15 protein-coding genes are annotated in these 16,677 nt (G+C 68.5%); 9 read left to right on the top strand and 6 right to left on the bottom strand.

All coding sequences use genetic code 11. The annotated features are described in order from the left end of the window. Window positions 1-16: 16 nt before the first annotated feature. Window positions 17-1,537, bottom strand: coding sequence for a PfkB family carbohydrate kinase (locus E0H45_RS24095; RefSeq protein ID WP_131341181.1), 1,521 nt, complete (start codon window positions 1,535-1,537; stop codon window positions 17-19). A 93-nt stretch (window positions 1,538-1,630) separates the two neighbouring features. Continuing rightward, window positions 1,631-3,523, bottom strand: coding sequence for an SCO7613 C-terminal domain-containing membrane protein (locus E0H45_RS24090; RefSeq protein WP_238155224.1), 1,893 nt, complete (start codon window positions 3,521-3,523; stop codon window positions 1,631-1,633). A gap of 354 nt (window positions 3,524-3,877) precedes the next feature. Between E0H45_RS24090 and E0H45_RS24085 the strand changes: the two genes are divergently transcribed. Further along, entirely contained in the window at window positions 3,878-4,534 is a 657-nt protein-coding gene (locus tag E0H45_RS24085) for a class I SAM-dependent methyltransferase (RefSeq protein ID WP_131341178.1), read from the top strand. Here the strand turns inward: E0H45_RS24085 and E0H45_RS24080 are convergent, their stop codons facing one another. Together E0H45_RS24080 and E0H45_RS24075 are read right to left on the bottom strand one after the other, a co-directional pair. Then, a complete protein-coding gene (locus E0H45_RS24080; protein WP_131341175.1) occupies window positions 4,535-5,941 on the bottom strand; it encodes a metallopeptidase TldD-related protein in 1,407 nt (468 codons plus the stop codon). Then, window positions 5,938-7,449, bottom strand: coding sequence for a TldD/PmbA family protein (locus E0H45_RS24075; RefSeq protein WP_238155223.1), 1,512 nt, complete (start codon window positions 7,447-7,449; stop codon window positions 5,938-5,940). The genes E0H45_RS24080 and E0H45_RS24075 overlap by 4 nt, the downstream gene beginning before the upstream one ends. A 76-nt stretch (window positions 7,450-7,525) precedes the next feature. Between E0H45_RS24075 and E0H45_RS24070 the strand changes: the two genes are divergently transcribed. Genes E0H45_RS24070 through E0H45_RS24060 form a run of 3 tightly spaced genes read left to right on the top strand, consistent with a single transcriptional unit; the run spans window position 7,526 to window position 9,398 of the window. Further along, window positions 7,526-8,074: an RNA polymerase sigma factor gene (locus tag E0H45_RS24070; protein WP_238155222.1), complete on the top strand. Its 549-nt coding sequence runs from the start codon at window positions 7,526-7,528 to the stop codon at window positions 8,072-8,074. After that, a complete protein-coding gene (locus tag E0H45_RS24065; protein ID WP_131341170.1) occupies window positions 8,071-8,727 on the top strand; it encodes a hypothetical protein in 657 nt (218 codons plus the stop codon). The genes E0H45_RS24070 and E0H45_RS24065 overlap by 4 nt, the downstream gene beginning before the upstream one ends. A 47-nt stretch (window positions 8,728-8,774) precedes the next feature. After that, window positions 8,775-9,398: a hypothetical protein gene (locus E0H45_RS24060; RefSeq protein WP_131341167.1), complete on the top strand. Its 624-nt coding sequence runs from the start codon at window positions 8,775-8,777 to the stop codon at window positions 9,396-9,398. Here the strand turns inward: E0H45_RS24060 and E0H45_RS24055 are convergent, their stop codons facing one another. Then, window positions 9,399-10,091 carry a nucleotidyltransferase domain-containing protein gene (locus tag E0H45_RS24055; RefSeq protein WP_131341164.1) on the bottom strand — a complete coding sequence of 231 codons (693 nt, stop codon included), beginning with the start codon at window positions 10,089-10,091 and terminating at the stop codon, window positions 9,399-9,401. After that, window positions 10,091-10,933, bottom strand: coding sequence for an alpha/beta fold hydrolase (locus E0H45_RS24050; protein WP_131343750.1), 843 nt, complete (start codon window positions 10,931-10,933; stop codon window positions 10,091-10,093). Before E0H45_RS24050 ends, E0H45_RS24055 begins: the two co-directional genes overlap by 1 nt. Window positions 10,934-11,087: 154 nt before the next feature. Between E0H45_RS24050 and E0H45_RS24045 the strand changes: the two genes are divergently transcribed. Genes E0H45_RS24045 through E0H45_RS24025 form a run of 5 tightly spaced genes read left to right on the top strand, consistent with a single transcriptional unit; the run spans window position 11,088 to window position 16,674 of the window. After that, window positions 11,088-12,017 (top strand): ABC transporter permease, encoded by a 930-nt coding sequence (locus tag E0H45_RS24045; RefSeq protein WP_131341161.1) that lies wholly within the window; start codon window positions 11,088-11,090, stop codon window positions 12,015-12,017. Beyond that, complete coding sequence (locus E0H45_RS24040) at window positions 12,017-13,015, top strand: ABC transporter permease (RefSeq protein ID WP_131341158.1); 999 nt, start codon at window positions 12,017-12,019, stop codon at window positions 13,013-13,015. The genes E0H45_RS24045 and E0H45_RS24040 overlap by 1 nt, the downstream gene beginning before the upstream one ends. Next, window positions 13,008-14,021, top strand: coding sequence for an ABC transporter ATP-binding protein (locus E0H45_RS24035; protein ID WP_131341155.1), 1,014 nt, complete (start codon window positions 13,008-13,010; stop codon window positions 14,019-14,021). Before E0H45_RS24040 ends, E0H45_RS24035 begins: the two co-directional genes overlap by 8 nt. Further along, window positions 14,018-15,004, top strand: a complete 987-nt coding sequence (locus E0H45_RS24030) for an ABC transporter ATP-binding protein (RefSeq protein WP_202872498.1) — start codon at window positions 14,018-14,020, stop codon at window positions 15,002-15,004. Before E0H45_RS24035 ends, E0H45_RS24030 begins: the two co-directional genes overlap by 4 nt. Next, window positions 15,001-16,674: an ABC transporter substrate-binding protein gene (locus E0H45_RS24025; protein WP_131341149.1), complete on the top strand. Its 1,674-nt coding sequence runs from the start codon at window positions 15,001-15,003 to the stop codon at window positions 16,672-16,674. The genes E0H45_RS24030 and E0H45_RS24025 overlap by 4 nt, the downstream gene beginning before the upstream one ends. Window positions 16,675-16,677 lie beyond the last annotated feature (3 nt).

Here is a 16,677-nt window from a genome sequence, read left to right as displayed (position 1 = left end):
CAAGGGAGAGTTGGAGTCATCGCCAGGTTTCGCCGGGGAAGACGCGGAGCATCTGTTCTATGCGGTTGCGGTCGGGGAAGGTGCGGGCGTTGGCGTAGTCCTCCGTGAAACTGGCCATTGCGGCCGTTGCCCAGCGGACGGCGTCGTCGGTGAGGGACCGGTCCTCGACGAGTCGGGCGACCAGCGCCGCGCAGAAGAGATCTCTCGTGATGGAGGATTCCTTCAGCATCGACGGCGGGGGAGTGATCGACCTTTGGGGGGCGTTGTGGGAGTAGATGGTTCCGCCTCGGTTGCCAAGGACGCAGACCGACTTCACGCCTAGGCGGAGGAAGTTCTCACCGAGGTGGTTCGAGGCTTGTCTGCCAGGGGTGTAATAGCTCAGCCGCCGAAGCTCCCAGCTGTGGGCGACCAAGTAGTCGATCTGAGCGAATGCCTGACCGGACGGCGGGCCTGTGTCGTATGGCTGCCCGGGCGTGACGACAGTGACGGGTCGCTCCGGACCCATCCCGGTCACGAGGTTCAGCGTGCTGGAGAGCACATCCTGCGGGATCTCGAACGTCAGCAGTACGGCGTCGGAGGCTGCGAGTACGGCGCGATATCGGTGCACGTCTTGCGTGTTCAGGCTGACCGCGTTCTCGTTGTGCCAGACGACTGCGGCGCTCTCGGCATCGGGGAACTCAATCACTGCGGTCTGAGGCGTTGTCTCGTTTCGGACGATCTTCATCATGGAGGTGTCGACGCGTTCGTCTTCCAGATACTGCTTGATCGTCGTACCGTCCTCGTCGTCGCCGCAGGCGGCGATCAGCACGACTTCAAGGCCGAGACGAGCGGCCGCGACCGCCTGACTCAGACCTTTGCCGCCAGGTGACCGGGCATGGTCGGTGGCTCGGACGGACGTCTCGGGCAGCGGTACGGCTTCGCTGTGGAAGACGTGATCCATGGCGACCCCGCCGACGACCACGACCTTGCCTGGTGACGACGTACGGGCGCCCTCCGGCAGCGTCCTTGGGGCCGTGGTGATCGGGCCGGTCATCGCATGGTCGTCAGCGGAGCCGGTGATCAACATGGCCAGGTCGCGGAAGATCCGTGGCTCGATGGTGTCGCGGAGGTAGCGGTCGCCGGGTGTTTCGGGGGCACTGGCGCCGACGGCCTGGTGCAGGTGGTGCCAATGGTTGCGCAGCGAGTCCCGCCGGTCGCCCAGGTCGGCGGTCTCGAGGGTCCGGATGACTGGCGGCTGTACGTGTTGGTCGGTGTATTCGGTGAGGAAGAGTCCCAAGCCGAGGACGGCATCGGCGACGATCTGGTCGGAGAGGACCGAGAGTTGGCGAACGGACTCGATGACGACCTGGATCGCGGCGGCTGCAGGATCACCGACGCCGTGCTTCGCCATGTAGTCGCTTACCGCACGAGATCCGAGCAAGTTGCCGGCGCGGTCCTCGGTCAGCCGGGATTGCTTGAGACCTTGGTTCTTCCGGAGCACCGTGAAGTCGTAGACGAGCGCCTTGGCCTCTGATGGCAAGAAGTGGTCGCCAGACATGGTGCCCCCGGTGAAACAATCGCCAGAAATTTCAGTATCCGCCAATTGGCAGGATGGCGACCGGTCAGCCGCGCGTCGTGCCAAGCGCTTGAGTTAGCGGAGGTTTGATACCCAGCGGGTGGCTTGTTTGGCTTGGGTTAGGCGGCGTTCGTAGGTGGCTCCGGTGGTTAGGAGGATTAGGCCGGCGGTGGCGAGGGTTATCCAGCGGGGGATCAGGGGGGCTACTTCCAGGAACTGGGCTATGGCGATTTTGGCTACCGCGGCGGAGCCGATGATGAAGGGGGACTGGAGGCAGTAGCGGACGGCGATGAGGATTAGGAGGACGGCGGCGGCTACTACGAGGGTTGCCCGGAGCCAGTTGTCGGTGGTGTCGGCGACCAGGGCGGAGGGGGCGAGGCCGAGCATCAGGCCGGGGCCGAGGAAGACCCAGCTGGGTTGATTGCGCCAGGCAACGATGCCGACGGCGAGCAGGATCACTGCGGGCGGGACGGTGTACCACTCCAGACTGTGGGCGTCGGCGCCGAGCATGAAGGCGGTGTTGGCGATGATGAGCAGGAGAGCGGCCTGTAGCAGGGTGGGGCGGCGGCGCGGGTTCATGCCGTAGGCAATCAGCGGGGCGGCAACGATGGTCAGGACCACACCGGTTGCGGTGTACGGGGATACCGACACGGCGGCGATCTCGGCCAGTACGGCGGCGCAGGCGGCGGTGGTGAGCAGGACTGGTTCGAGCGGTTTGCCGACGTACCCGCAGGTGACGGCGATGCCGATCGCGGCGACGGCGGCGAGCGCGACGGCGGCCGGCCACGTGCCGACGTACCCGTCGATGGCGAACAGGACGATCGCGAACTGGGCGCTCAGGCTGGCGACGGCGGCGGTAGGGACGGGGTCGGTGAGCTTGCGGACGGCGGCGAGGACGGCCAGTACGGCGAGGATCGCGGCGAGGTAGCCGAGTTGGCGGATGTCGTCGGCCGCCACGCAGTACACGAGGTCGACGGCGGCGACGGTGATGGTTGCCGCGTGCAGGACGACGGCGACCCTGCCGGTACGGCGGGCAGCGACGGGCTCGATGACGGCGAGGGCGGTGGCGAGTGCTGTGGTGAACCAGCGGCTCGGGCCGGGGAGCTGCGGGAGCGTGGTGGCGACCGCGAACGCCGCGGCTGCGGCGCAGACGCATTCACCGAACCCGGCCGGGATCGTCGCAGGGAGTGGACGCTTGTGGAGGATCGCGATGCCGGTCGCCGCGGCGAGGCAGACGATCGCGGCGGTCGCGACCGTGATGGACAGGGTGGCGGTGCTCAGGAGGCCCAGGAGGGTGCGGGTCATGCCGGCTACGAGGATGCCGGAGAAGACGATGGCTGCGGTGACGGATCCGGTACGGCGGACGATCGCGGTGCCCTTCGCGGACAGGAACAGCGTGCTGACGACCTGGGCGAGGAGCGCGCCGAGGAGGACCGGGAGGCTCGCCCGGTCGATCAGGACGAGGGGGACCGGGAGTTGGGCGGCGATGACGGTGGTGACGCCGTACGTGACGACCTTGGGGGCGAGACGGGTCATCAGGAGGGCGAGTACGGCGATGGTCGCGAAGACGATCGCGCTGTAGGTGAGGCCGTCGACGGCGGTCGGTGAGATCAGGCCGAGGGCGCGGGCGCCGTACAGGTCGACGGTGAGCAGGCCGGTGCCGAGGATGGCGAGGGCTTCGGCGGTGCCGGCCAGGGCCCGGCGGCTGGCGGGGATCGAGCCGGCGAAGGAGAGGGCGGCGAGGGTGCCGATGATGGCGGCCTGGGCGGCGACCGGGAGGCTGTCCCAGTTGACGGCGAGGAAGGTGACGCCTGCTGCCAGGAGGAGGAGTACGCCGAGGGTGAGGAGGGTGGCCTGGGGGCTCAGGCGGTGGATCCTGGAAGGTTTCGGCGGCTCGTTGGTCGGTGGTTGGAGGAGTGGGCGGGGGTCGCCGAAGGTCGTCGGGTACGGCGGGCGGGACCCGGACACCGGCCGCGTAGAACGAGCCGCGGCAGGCGGTGCGATGGGCGCGACAGGAGGTGCGACAGGGGGTGCGGGGGGAGGGGGCGGAGGATGGATGCCGAGGTGGGGTGGGGCGGTGGGGAGGCGCAGTTCGGGTTGTGGGTAAGGCTGTGGATAAGGGGCCGGCGCGATCGTCAGGTGCAGCTGGGAGCGGCAGGTGGGGCAGGTGATGGCGGCGGTCGGCATCGAGTCCTCCTCGGGTCCCTACCACTGTCCCGAGAGGGAACGGTCCGCCGCTTGAGTACGTCTACTCAAAGTTCTGACGTAGGCTGGCGCGGTCTGCCGATCGTCCAGACCGGCGTGACGAACACGGGGAGCACGATGAACACTGGGCATGTCGAGCTCGCAAGAGCTCAGCAGGAACGTTGGGACTCGGCGTACGCGAGACGTCCGCAATTGCACGGACTCGAGCCATCGGCCGCGGCGCAGCAGGCCGTTGAAAGGTTCGGTGCCGCGGGCATCGATGACGTGCTGGAGCTCGGCGCCGGCCACGGCAGGGACGCGCTTTTCCTGGCCAGACAGGGATTCAGTGTGCACGCCACCGACTTCAGCGAGACGGCGCTCGACCAGTTGCGGCACGAGGCGCAGCGCGAAGGGCTCGACGACCGGGTCACTGCCGCGTTGCACGACGTCCGCGACCCGCTGCCGCCCGCCGACGGCGGGGTGAACGCGGTGTTCGCGAATCTCCTGCTGAACATGGCGTTCTCGCCGTCCGAGCTGCGATCACTCGTCGGCGAGATCCACCGGGTGCTCAGCCCCGGCGGGGTTTTCGTGTACGCCGTGTGGTCGACCGGCGACCCGTGCTCGCAGTACTGGCAGCGGCTCGACGACGGGCTGTCCGTGCACGACGGCTTCGTCGGCCGCTTCTTCGACGAGGACCTGGTGCGTGAGCTCGCCGAGCACTGGCAGCTCGACGAGCTCACGCCGTACCACGAAGGCCAACGCCAGATGTGGCGTGTGGCCCTCACCAAAAAGTGATCAGTTCGCCTGGCTGACGCTCGACATGTTGAAGTCGGGGACCAGCAGCGGCGGGGTCGCGGTCCGGGAGAAGTAGTCGCCCCATTCCCGCGAGTACGACGGAACGGTCGCGCCGGCCGTGGTGAACCGGGACAGCAGGTCGACCGGGCTTTCGTTGAAGCGGAAGTTGTTGACCGCCCCGGTAACCTCGCCGTTCTCGACCAGGTAGACGCCGTCGCGGGTGAGGCCGGTGAGCAGCAGCGTCTGCGGGTCGACCATCCGGATGTACCACAGGCAGGTCAGCAGCAGCCCGTTGTCGAGCCCGGCGACCAGGTCGTCGGTCGACCCGGTCGCGCCGTCGACCGAGACCACGTAGTTCTCGATGTCCGGGGTGGCCGTCGGCGCGCCGATCAGACCGGCGGTGTACCGGCTCGTCATCAGGTGCTCGAGTTTGCCGCCGCGGATCCAGTCCGTGGCCGCGAGCGTGAGTCCGTTGTCGAAGACGCTCGACGAGCCGCCGGACGAACGGGCCACCGCGAACGCGAACGCCTCGAGCCCGGCGAGAGCCGGGTCGGAGTGCAGGTTCACCGGCTGTGACGACAGCGTGTCACCGAGCCGGGTGCCGCCACCGGCCTTGGAGAACACGGTCCGGCCCTCGAACGCGTCCCGGCCGTCGAGCTGCCAGAACAGGTACGTCATCAGGTCCGCGACCGCGGCCGGCGGCAGGATCGTCGGGTGCCGGCCGGCGTCGACGGACACCGTCCTGTTCGCCCAGCCGAGGCGGCGGGTGAGTTCGGCGTCGAGCGCGAGCGCGTCGACGTCGGTGAAGTCGCGGGTGGCGGTGCCGACCCAGGCGGAGTGGCTCAGGTCGGCGTTCTTGCCGGTCGACGACACGTACCCGCGGGGGAGCGCCTGGCGCAGCCGCAGTCCCGTCGAGGAACCGACGTACAGCGTCACGACCTCGTGGTTCGCGAAGCCGTAGAGCCTGCGCCGCTCGAGCCCGGCGCGCTTGAGCGATTCGCCCAGCGACGGCGCGAACTTCTCGTACACGCCGACGGACGTCTCCTCCGGCTCGAGATCCCAGTCCGCTCCCGTCGTACCGTCGACGAGCGGGCGGGCGTCCTCGGCCGGGCCCGCGGCGCGGGCGGTCGCGATCGCGGCGGACACGATCTCGCGCAACGAGTCGTCGGTGACCGACGAGCGGCCGATGATGCCGGCCGCCGTACCCTCACCGGCGCCGACCGTGGCGATCACGGTCACGCTCGAGCCGCGCATCGCGCCGTTCGTGGTGAGGGTGTTGTTCGCCCAGCGCAGGTTGGTGCTGGAGGTCTCGGCGACGAGTACGACGCACCCGTCGGCGCCCTCGGCCGCGGCCAGCGCGAGACCGCGCTCGATCGTGTCCTGCGGGGTGAGTTGAATGCCCGTCACCGTCCGGCCTCCTGAGTGGTGTTGAGAATGCGGACGCCGCGGAACAGCGCGGACGGGCAACCGTGGCTGACGGCGCCGGACTGTCCAGGCTCGGCCTTGCCGCAGTTCAGCGCGCCGCCGAGGACGTAGGTCTGCGGTCCGCCGACGGCCTCCATCGACCCCCAGAAGTCGGTGGTCGTGGCCTGGTACGCGACGTCGCGGAGCTGACCCTCGAGCTTGCCGTCGGTGATCTTGTAGAACCGCTGGCCGGTGAACTGGAAGTTGTACCGCTGCATGTCGATCGACCAGGACTTGTCGCCGACGATGTAGATCCCGTTCTCGACCCGGCTGATCAGCTCCTCGGTGGACGGGCCGTCCACGGCGGGCTGCAGCGAGACGTTGGCCATCCGCTGGATCGGGATGTGGCCGGACGAGTCGGCGTACGCGCACCCGTTGGAGCGGGGCGTGCCTAGCACGTCCTCGTTCTTCTTCGCCATCCGGCGGTCGACCTGGTAGCCGGCCAGGATGCCGTCCTTGACCAGGTCCCACTGCTGGCCGGCGACGCCCTCGTCGTCGTACCCGACGGTGGACAGGCCGTTCTCCGCGGTGCGGTCGCCGGTGACCTGCATGACGGGCGAGCCGTACTTGAGCGTGCCGAGCTGGTCGAGCGTGGCGAAGCTGGTGCCCGCGTAGTTCGCCTCGTAGCCGAGGGCCCGGTCGAGCTCGGTGGCATGGCCGATGGACTCGTGGATCGTGAGCCAGAGGTTGGACGGGTCGACGACGACGTCGTACGTGCCGGCCTCGACGGTCGGCGCGGCCATCTTCTCGGCCAGCCAGGCGGGGATCTGGGCGAGCTCCTCGTCCCAGTTCCAGCCGGTGCCGGTCATGTACTCCCAGCCGCGGCCGGCCGGCGGGGCGGTGGACGACATCGAGTCGAAGCGGTCCTCCGCGACGGCGTGCGCGGTGATGTCAGGGCCGATGCGGACGCGTTGCTGCGTGTACGACGTACCGGCGGTGTTCGCGTAGTACTTGCACTCGTGGATCGTGGCGACGTGGACGCTCACGTGGGCGACGCCGTCGGCCTTGAGGAGGCGGTCGCTGTAGTCGGTGAGCAGCGCGACCTTCTCGGCCCGCGGAACGCTGAACGGGTCGATCTCGTACGACGAGATCCAGGTGACGTCGTCGTACGTCGGCTCGTCGGCGAGCTCGATCGTCTCCGCGTTGATCGGCCGGGACACCTGGGCCATGTTCACGGCCTGCTCGGCCAGACTCACCGCTTCGTCGGTGGTCAGCGCGACACCGGCGGCGAACCCCCAGGTGCCGTCGTGGATCACGCGTACGGCGAGACCGAGGTCCTCGTCGTCCTTCGCGCTCTCCAGCACACTGTCGCGCAGGGAGATGGACTCGGACCGGATCCGCTCCAGCCGGAACTCGGCGAACGTGGCCCCGAGGTCACGGGCGCGCTGCAGGGCGGCCGCCGCCAACTCCTGCCGGGGGAGAGCGAGAAAGCTTGCGTCGATATCAGGCACGACCCCGACCTTATACACGGGAACCTGGAGATGATCGGCGGTGTAGTGCCAGTGTCCGGAAGTAGACAGGAGGCCTTTGACCAGCTCCGGTGACGAAGCCGAGATCGTGGCTCGGGTGCGCGGCGGGGAGTCGGCCGCGTACGGCGAGCTGGTGGATCGGCATGCCTCCGTGGCGAAGCGGACCGCGGTCTTTCTGGGCGCCGGAGCGGATGCGGACGACGTGGTGCAGGAGGCGTTCGTCAAGGCGTTCAGAGCGCTCGGTGGGTTCCGGGAGGGCGCGGCGTTCCGGCCCTGGTTGTTGCGGATCGTGGCCAACGAGACCCGGAACGCTGTGCGTGCTCGTGGACGCCGGGCACGGCGGGAGGAGCTGGCAGCTCCGCTGGACGTCGTACTGGATCCTGCCGACGCGGCTGTGACGTTGGAGCGGCGTACCGAGTTGCTGGCCGCCGTACGCACGCTGCCCGAGCAGATGCGGTTGGTGGTGACCTGCAGGTACCTGTTGGACCTGGACGAGCAGGAGACCGCGGTAGTGCTCGGCTGGCCTCGAGGAACCGTCAAGTCACGGCTGCACCGCGCACTGGGCCGGTTGCGTGACGCTCTACCCGACAAGGAGGTGCAGCGATGAGCCTCGAAGACGAACTGCGGTCCGTCGGACGCTCAGCCGTCGTACCTCCGGTGGACGACGGCCTGACCGCGGCAGTGCTGTCACGGGTCGCCGGCGTTCCGGTGCGGAAGCGGCTACGGGACAGGTGGCGGGCGTTCCTGGCCGGCTTCCTCGTCCTGATTGCGGGCGCTGCACTCACTCCTCCGGTACGCGCGACGGTTGCGGAGTGGCTGCACATCGGGGGAGTCCAGGCGGATCCGGTAGGCACTGGGCCTCGGAGTGCGCCGGCAGTTCCGACAGTGGCCGGTCACATGTCCCTGGAGGCCGCTGCACGCGTCGCTGGCTTCACGCCGCGGCTCCCCAGGGCACTGGGTACACCGACGGGTGTAGAGGCGTCAAAAGGCTTCCTAGCGACCAGCTGGGACGGCGTACGGCTGGAGCAGTTCCAGTCCGGGATCGAGCCGAGGTACATCAAGCAGTACTACAGCGGGCTCGGCTACGTCCCCGAGGTCCCCGGCTTCTGGTTCAGTACGCCGCACCAGCTGATCCTGGTCGACGAACGCGTCGTACGGATCGCCGGCCCGACACTTGTCTGGGAGCGCGACGGTGTCACGTTCCGTCTCGAAGGAGTCGACAAGGCCCACGCCGTGGAGCTGGCGACCGGAACCTCCTGACCGCGAGCGGTGTACCAGCAGCAAAGGAACCGAAAGGGAGAGCTGCCATGGTCCGCCGCATTGTCATGCTCGTTGTCGTGCTCTTCGCGCTCGGTGTCACCCCCGCACACGCAGGTGGCCCGACCAGCGTTCTGCTCAGCGCACCCCCGTCGGTCGTCGCTTTCGGCTACAACGACCCGCGGTACGACGAACTGGTCAAGCTCACCGAGCTGACGCCAGGCAAGCCGAGTGGCGAGCACCTGTCCGGCCGGTTCGTCCGCGCCACCTGGCTGATCCACGACATGTCCGTCTGGCGCATCGACGTCATCTACCCCGACGCACCGGGCGGACCGTGGATCGCTACCGAGGACCTGATGTCCGGGACCAGACCCGCGAGGCCCACGTGGCACCGCGCCACTGACCCCGTGAAGCTCCTGAAGCTACTCAACGACCTCAAGCTGCTCAGCGGAGAGTTCTACGGCGGCCCCAGCCTCAACGACGGCTACACGGCCGAAGAGTCCACGCCAGAACCGGCAGCGACACCTGACCCACCAGCTCAGGCTCAGGTGTCCGCGACCTCCAGTGTCTTCACCGGGTGGCGCTGGATCATCCCCGGCGTACTCCTGGGCGCAGCGGTGGCGGTCGTCGCCGTACGCATGTTCCCGAAGCGCCGCTGGGAGCTGATCGACTAGCTAGATGTCGGCAGCCAGTTCGAAGCCGCTGAACAACCGTCCTCCGTACGCGGCAAGGATGTCGTCCACGACAGCCACCAAGCGGTCGTCCGAGAACCGCACGCCGTCCAGCAACGTCACAGCGTGGTCGGTGCCGTGAGCAACGTCGTACGCCTTGACCTCGCGCAGCAGGCCCTTGCCGGTACCGGACCAGTGCCCAGCACCTGTGAGCAGCAGCCGAGCCGCCTCCTGCCACAACACGGAGGTGATCGCCAGGCGCACGTCATCTTCGGCGGCCGCGAAGTCTTCCAGCAGGTCGGTGATCGTGTAGCGCAGCAGGTCCAGTTCGTCCGTCGACAGCGGCTTTGGCCCAGCCGCCACCTCAGCCAGGTACTCCTGTTGCAGCTGCGCGCCGGACCCGTCGGTGTCCACCAGTACGACGGATTCGCCGACGAGCCGCATCATGGTCGGCTGGCGTCGCAGTTGGTCCTTGTCGGCGAAGTAGCGCAGTGACTTCTCGGTGTGCACGAACAGCTCGACCGGCCAGCCGCCGTACTCCAGCGACTTCCTCCGTGGCGCCGGCGGTCCGTCCAGCAGCACTGTGATGTCCAGGTCGGACGTGAAACTCGCGTCACCGCGCACCACGCTCCCGCCGAGCCAAGCGGCCCGGGCCTCCGGATACAGCTCCAGAACGAGTTGTCGCGCTAGATCCATCAGGACAGTGTCAGCCACCGCAGCAGTTCGCGGTAGGCATTTGCCGGCGGGATGTGGCCGCCCACGTAGTACCTGCGTTCGGCGTGCGGGATCGCGGCTGCCAGGTGGTCGGCGTACTTGCCGGCACGCTCGTCACCTGATCCGTGCCAGAGACTGACCGGCACCCGGATGTCACCGAGTTCGAAACCCCAGGGCCGAGCGAACGCTAGATGGTCGTCGATCCACCCGTCGTGGCTGGTGACGAAGGTGGCCGTCAGACGTGCGACTGCCTCGGGGTCCTCCCGGGCCGGAGGTCCTGGCGGTGAGCCGGGATCCGGTGGGAACTCCGGTCCGCCCTCCTCGACGGCGGCCATGATCGTGCGCGCCGTCTCCTCGAGCCCCGGTCGCAGGTCGCCGTGCACCGCCAGCCAGGAGGTGCGGTTGCGCCGCGGGTCCGCCTGTTCCTCCGCCTCGGTCGGCTCGGGACCGTCGACAATCGGCGGGGCGTTGCTCCCAGTCACCGCGCAGCGGGTCACCCGATCCGGTCGCAGTGCGGCGCAGGCCAACGCGTGCGGACCGCCTCCGGAGCCACCGGTGACCGCGAACCGTTCCCAGCCCAACGCATCAGCCAAAGCCACCGCGTCAGCGGCGACAGATGACACAGTCCGGCCTGGTTGCCGGGTCGATCCGCCGTACCCGGGCCGGTCGGGCATCACCATCCACACCCCGGACGCCTCGATCGTCGCAACCACTTCGGGCCGCTTCCACCGCGTACTCGGCGTACCCCCGAACGACATCACGGGTACGCCGCTGTCCGTCCCGTAAACGGCGTACAGAAGCGTCCGGTCACCGACCTGCACCATGCCATCCACCAGCGGAGCGTAACCAACCGACAGCACCTATCCGAATGTGGAGTTACCGACCCGACATTCTCGGGATTCGAGACGGGATCGCCGTGGTGGGAGGATGCGGCCTAGGTTTTGTCGGCTGCAGCTTCGAACCCTGTCGGGAGTGCTTGTGAGTTCCTCGGTCGCCGGGACCGTATCGCCCACCCGGCAAGCGATGCGCCGGTTGCGGCGTGACCGCAGTGCGCGGGTCGGCCTGGTCGTGGTCGTCCTGCTGATCGTGATCGCCGCCGCCGCGCCGTTGCTGGTGCGGCTCGCCGGCCAGGACGCGACGACGTACCACATCGACCTGCTCGATCCGGCCCGCGGCAACGCGCCACGCGGCCCGGTCGGCGGTGCGAGCGGAACCCATTGGTTCGGAGTGGAACCGCTGACCGGCCGTGACCTGTTCGCGATCGTCGTCCTCGGTCTCCGGACGTCGCTGTTCATCGCGGTCGTCGTCACGCTGATCACGACCGTCGTCGGCACCCTGGCCGGGATCAGCGCGGCGTACTTCGGCGGCTGGTACGACGCGGTGCTGTCGCGGCTGCTCGACTTCCTGTTCGGCTTCCCGCAGCTCGTCTTCATGATTGCCCTGGGCATCGTTGTGCCGGCCGGGTTCCCGCGCTGGCTGCTGCTGATCCTGGTGCTCAGCTTCTTCGGCTGGGCCGGCCTGGCCCGCCTGATCCGGAACCAGGCGCGCTCGCTGGTCGCCCGCGAGTTCGTCGAGGCGGCCCGCAGCGTCGGCTCGAGCGGCTGGATGGTGATCACCCGCGAGCTGCTGCCGAACCTGCTCGGTCCGGTGCTGGTGATCGCCACGCTCGCGATCCCCGGCTACATCGGCGCCGAGGCCGCGCTGTCCTTCCTCGGCGTCGGCGTCCCGCCGCCGACCCCCAGTCTCGGCCGGTCGATCTCGGACTCGATCGCCTGGGTCTACACCGGCGCGGACCCGTGGTTCCTGCTGTTCCCGGGCGCGATGCTGTTCTTCGCCGTCCTCGGCTTCACGTTGCTCGGCGACGGCGTACGGGACGCGTTCGACGTCCGGCTGCGGAGGACGAACTGATGCCCGACCTCGTCTGGTTCCTGATCCGGCGGTTGTTCGCCGCGCTGCTCGTGATGCTCGCGTTGAGCCTCGCCGTCTACCTGATCTTCTACGCGATCCCCGCCGACCCGGCGCACCTGGCGTGCGGCAAGCCCTGTACGCCGGATCGCCTCGAGCAGGCGCGGCACTTCATGCAGCTCGACCAGAGCACCCTGCAGCAGTACCTGAACTTCCTGAAGGGCATCGTCGCCGGCCGCACCTTCGGCGAGGGGGCTGCGGCCGTGCACTGCGACGCCCCGTGCTTCGGGTACTCGTTCCCGCTCGCTCGCCCGGTCACAACGCTGATCATGGACCGGCTGCCGGTCACCGCGTCGATCGCGCTCGGTGCCGCCGTTCTCTGGCTGCTGATCGGCGTGTCGCTCGGGGTGATCGCCGCGCTCAACCGGGGCCGCATCCTTGACCGGCTGGCTGTCGGGGTCGCGCTGATCGGCGTCTCGACCCCGTCGTTCCTGCTCGGGCTGCTCGCGATCCTGGTGTTCGGGTTCTGGCTGAACATGGTCCCGGTCAACGGCTACGTCCCGTTCACCGAGAGCCCGGTCGACTGGGCCTGGCACCTGGTCACGCCCTGGATCGTGCTGGCGATCCTGCAAGCGGCGTCGTACATCCGGCTGACCCGGTCGCAGATGCTCGAGGAGCTCAACCTCGACTACATCACCACGGCCCGGGCGAAGGGGGCCGGCGAGGCGCGGGTGGTCCTGACCCACGGGCTGCGTGGTGTGCTGGTCCCGGTCATCACGCTGTTCGGCCTCGACCTCGGCAGTCTGCTCGGCGGCGCGATCCTCATCGAGAAGGTGTTCAGCATGCAGGGCCTCGGCGACCTGCTGATCAGCGCGGTCGGCCAGCTCGACGTGGCCGTGGTCGTCGGCGTCACGTTGTTCTCGGCGTTCCTGATCATCCTGGCGAACCTGGTGGTGGACCTGGTGCACGGTGTACTCGACCCGAGGGTGAGCCATGGCTGAGCCGAATCTGAATGGGCCGATTCTCGAGGTCCACGACCTGAAGGTCACCTTCCGGACCGAGAACGGTTCGGTGCCGGCCGTCGACGGCATCGACTTCGCGGTCGCGCCGGGACAGACGCTCGCGATCGTCGGCGAGTCCGGGTCCGGGAAGAGTGTCAGCTCGTCCGCGGTGATGGGCCTGCTGCCGTCGAACGCCGACGTCACCGGCGAGGTGCTGCTCGACGGCCGGGAGCTGAACGGCCTGCCGAACGACGAGCTCCGCAAGATCCGCGGCAACGACATCGCGATGGTCTTCCAGGACGCCTTGTCCGCGCTGAACCCGTACTACTCCGTCGGCTGGCAGGTCGCCGAGGCGTACCGGCTGCACCACGACGTCTCGAAGAAGGTCGCGCGCAGCCGGGCGGTCGAGATGCTCGACAAGGTCGGCATCCCGGACGCGGCCCGCCGCGCGGACAGCTACCCGCACGAGTTCTCCGGGGGAATGCGGCAGCGGGTCGTGATTGCTATGGCTCTGGTGAACGACCCGAGAGTGCTGATCGCGGACGAGCCGACGACCGCACTCGATGTCACCGTGCAGGCGCAGATCATGCGCCTGCTGGACGACGTCCAGGACGAGTTCGGTACGGCGCTGATCCTGATCTCGCACGACCTCGGAGTGGTCGCTGAGGTCGCGGACGACGTCTTGGTGATGTACGCCGGGCGCGCGGCGGAGCGTGGCACCGTGCGCGACCTGTTCTTCCGGGCGGCGCACCCGTACAGCCTCGGGTTGCTGGGCGCGATGCCGCGGGTCGACGTACCACCGAAGCCGCGGCTGACCACGATCCCGGGCACGCCACCGACGCCCGGGTCGATCACGACCGGATGCCCGTTCCAGCCGCGGTGCGCGTACACGCATCTGGTGGGGGAGCGGTGCATCACGGAGCGTCCGGAGCTCACGCCGCGTCCTGGCGAAGGCGATCACGAGGCGGCTTGCCATCTGGGGCGCCGTCCGGAGGTGATCTTGTGAGCGAAGAGCTGCTGGCGCTCAAGGACGTCAAGAAGTACTTCGGGTTGCGCGGCGTACCGTGGCAGAAGGCACAGGCCGTCCGCGCGGTCGACGGCGTCAACCTCGTCGTACGCAAGGGTGAAACCCTCGGTCTCGTGGGTGAATCCGGCTCCGGAAAGTCCACCCTGGCCCGGGTCGCGACCCGGCTGCTCGACCCGACGCAGGGCCGGGTCGAGATCGGCGGCAAGGACGTCACCAAGGTCAAGGGCCGCCGGCTCCGCCCGATCCGCCGCCGGATCCAGATGGTCTTCCAGGACCCGCAGGCCTCGCTGAACCCGCGGCAGTCGGTGGCCACGATTCTGAGTACGCCGTTCCGCGCGCAAGGACTCCGCCCGACCCGGGCCCAGCTCGTCGAACTGCTCGAACAGGTCGGGCTGGCCGAGGAGCACCTGGTGCGGTACCCGCACGAGTTCTCCGGCGGTCAGCGTCAGCGGATCGGAATTGCGCGGGCGCTGTCGGTCAAACCCGATCTGCTGGTCTGCGACGAGCCGGTCTCCGCGCTGGACGTGTCGGTGCAGGCCCAGGTGCTGAACCTGCTCGCCGACCTGCGCGACGAGCTCGGCCTGTCCTACGTCCTGGTCGCCCACGACCTGGCCGTCGTCCGTCAGGTCGCCGACCGGATCGCCGTGATGTACCTCGGCACGATCGTCGAAGAAGGCCCGGCGGCGCAGGTGTACGAGTCGCCGGCGCACCCGTACACGAAGGCGCTGCTGTCGGCCGTGCCGGTGCCGGAGCCGGGCGTCACCCGTGATCGCATCGTGCTGACGGGCGACGTACCGACCCCGATCGACCCGCCGTCCGGATGCCCGTTCCGGACCCGCTGTTACAAGGCCGAGGACGTCTGCGCGACCGAACGACCGGTGCTCGAACCCGTTCAGGGTTCCACCGAACACCGGGCCGCCTGCTACTTCCCTGAGCCCCCATCCCTTGAGAGGACACCATGAAACGCATATCCCGAGCGGTCGCCCTGGCGGCCGTGCTCGCCTTGGCGGCGGCCGCCTGCAACGCCAACGACAAGTCCGGCACGACTGGTGGCAGTACTGCGGCCGCGGAGCAGGGCGGAACCCTCCACTTCCTCAGCACTGCCAAGGAAGTCAGCTACGACCCGGCCAAGAGCCAGAACCTGGGGATCAGCGGGATCCACCTGGTGCTGCGCGGCCTGACGTCGTGGAAGACCGACCCGAGCAAGCCGACCGAGCTGGTCCCCGACCTCGCCACCGACACCGGGCAGGTCAGCGACGGCGGCAAGACCTGGACCTACAAGCTCAAGGCGGGTCTCAAGTACTCCGACGGTTCGCCGATCGTTGCCGCGGACATCAAGTACGGCGTCGAGCGGTCGTTCGCGCCGGAGCTGTCCGGCGGTCTCGGCTACCACAAGTCGCTGCTGGCCGGCGCCGAGAAGTACACCGGCCCGTACAAGGGCGGCGAGCTGGCCTCGATCGAGACGCCCGACGACACCACGATCGTCTTCAAGCTGAACAAGCCGTACGGCGACTGGCCGTGGATCGTCAGCATGCCGGCGTTCTCGCCGGTTCCGAAGAAGGCCGACACCGATCCGGCGCACTACGGCGAGAAGCCGATGGCCAGCGGCCCGTACCAGGTGCAGTCCTACACGCCGGGCTCGAAGCTGGTCCTGACGCGGAACCCGAACTGGGACAAGTCGACGGACCCGGCTCGGACCGGCCTGCCGGACTCGATCGTGACCGACATGGGCCTGGAGCCCAACGTGGTCAACCAGCGGCTGATCGCCGATGCAGGCGACGACAAGTTCGCCGCCACTACCGGTACGTCGGTCCCGGCGTCGCTGATCCCGACAGTGAACGGCAACCCGGCCGTCAAGGCCCGGGTGGCCACGTCCCCGTCGGGCGCACTGGAGTACCTGGCGATGAACACCAAGCGGCCGGCGCTGGCCAACCCCGAGGTCCGCAAGGCGATCGAGTACGCCGTCGACAAGCAGGCCGTTCAGGTCGCCGAAGGCGGTCCGGAGTACGGCGGTGAGATCGCTTCGACGCTGATCACGCCGGGCATCGACGGGTACACCAAGTACGACCTGTACGAGGCGCCGCCGGCCGGCGACCCGGCGAAGGCCAAGCAGATGCTGGCCGCGGCGGGGGTCAGCAACCTCAACCTGGTGCTGGCCGCCGATAACACGACCGGTCTCGGTGTCGCGCAGGCGATCCAGCAGGGTCTGAAGCGGGCCGGGATCACCGTCACCATCAAGCCGCTGGACAGTGAGCCGCTGAGTGACCTGATCACCGGGAACAAGCCGGACTTCGACCTGACCGTGTCGAGTTGGCTGCCGGACTTCCCGAGCGCGATCGGCAACATCCAGCCGCTCTTCGGGACGTCGGAGATCGGCAACGGCGGGTACAACATCTCCCGCTACTCCAACCCGGCAGTGGACACCGCGATCGCCGCAGCCACCGCCGAGTCGGACCGCACGAAGGCAGCCGGCCTGTGGGGCGCGGTCGACAAGCAGATCATGCAGGACGCCCCGATCGTTCCGCTGCTCTACGCCCGCAACGCGTTCCTGCATGGATCGAAGGTCCAGAACTTCTACCTCTCCTCCTACCCGCCGTACCCGAACACGCTGATCGTCGGCCTCAGCAAGTAGTCA

It is taken from the genome of Kribbella soli (assembly GCF_004331345.1).
In the GTDB taxonomy this organism is placed as follows: Bacteria; Actinomycetota; Actinomycetes; order Propionibacteriales; family Kribbellaceae; genus Kribbella; species Kribbella soli.
This window is presented reverse-complemented; position numbering and strand designations above follow the sequence as displayed.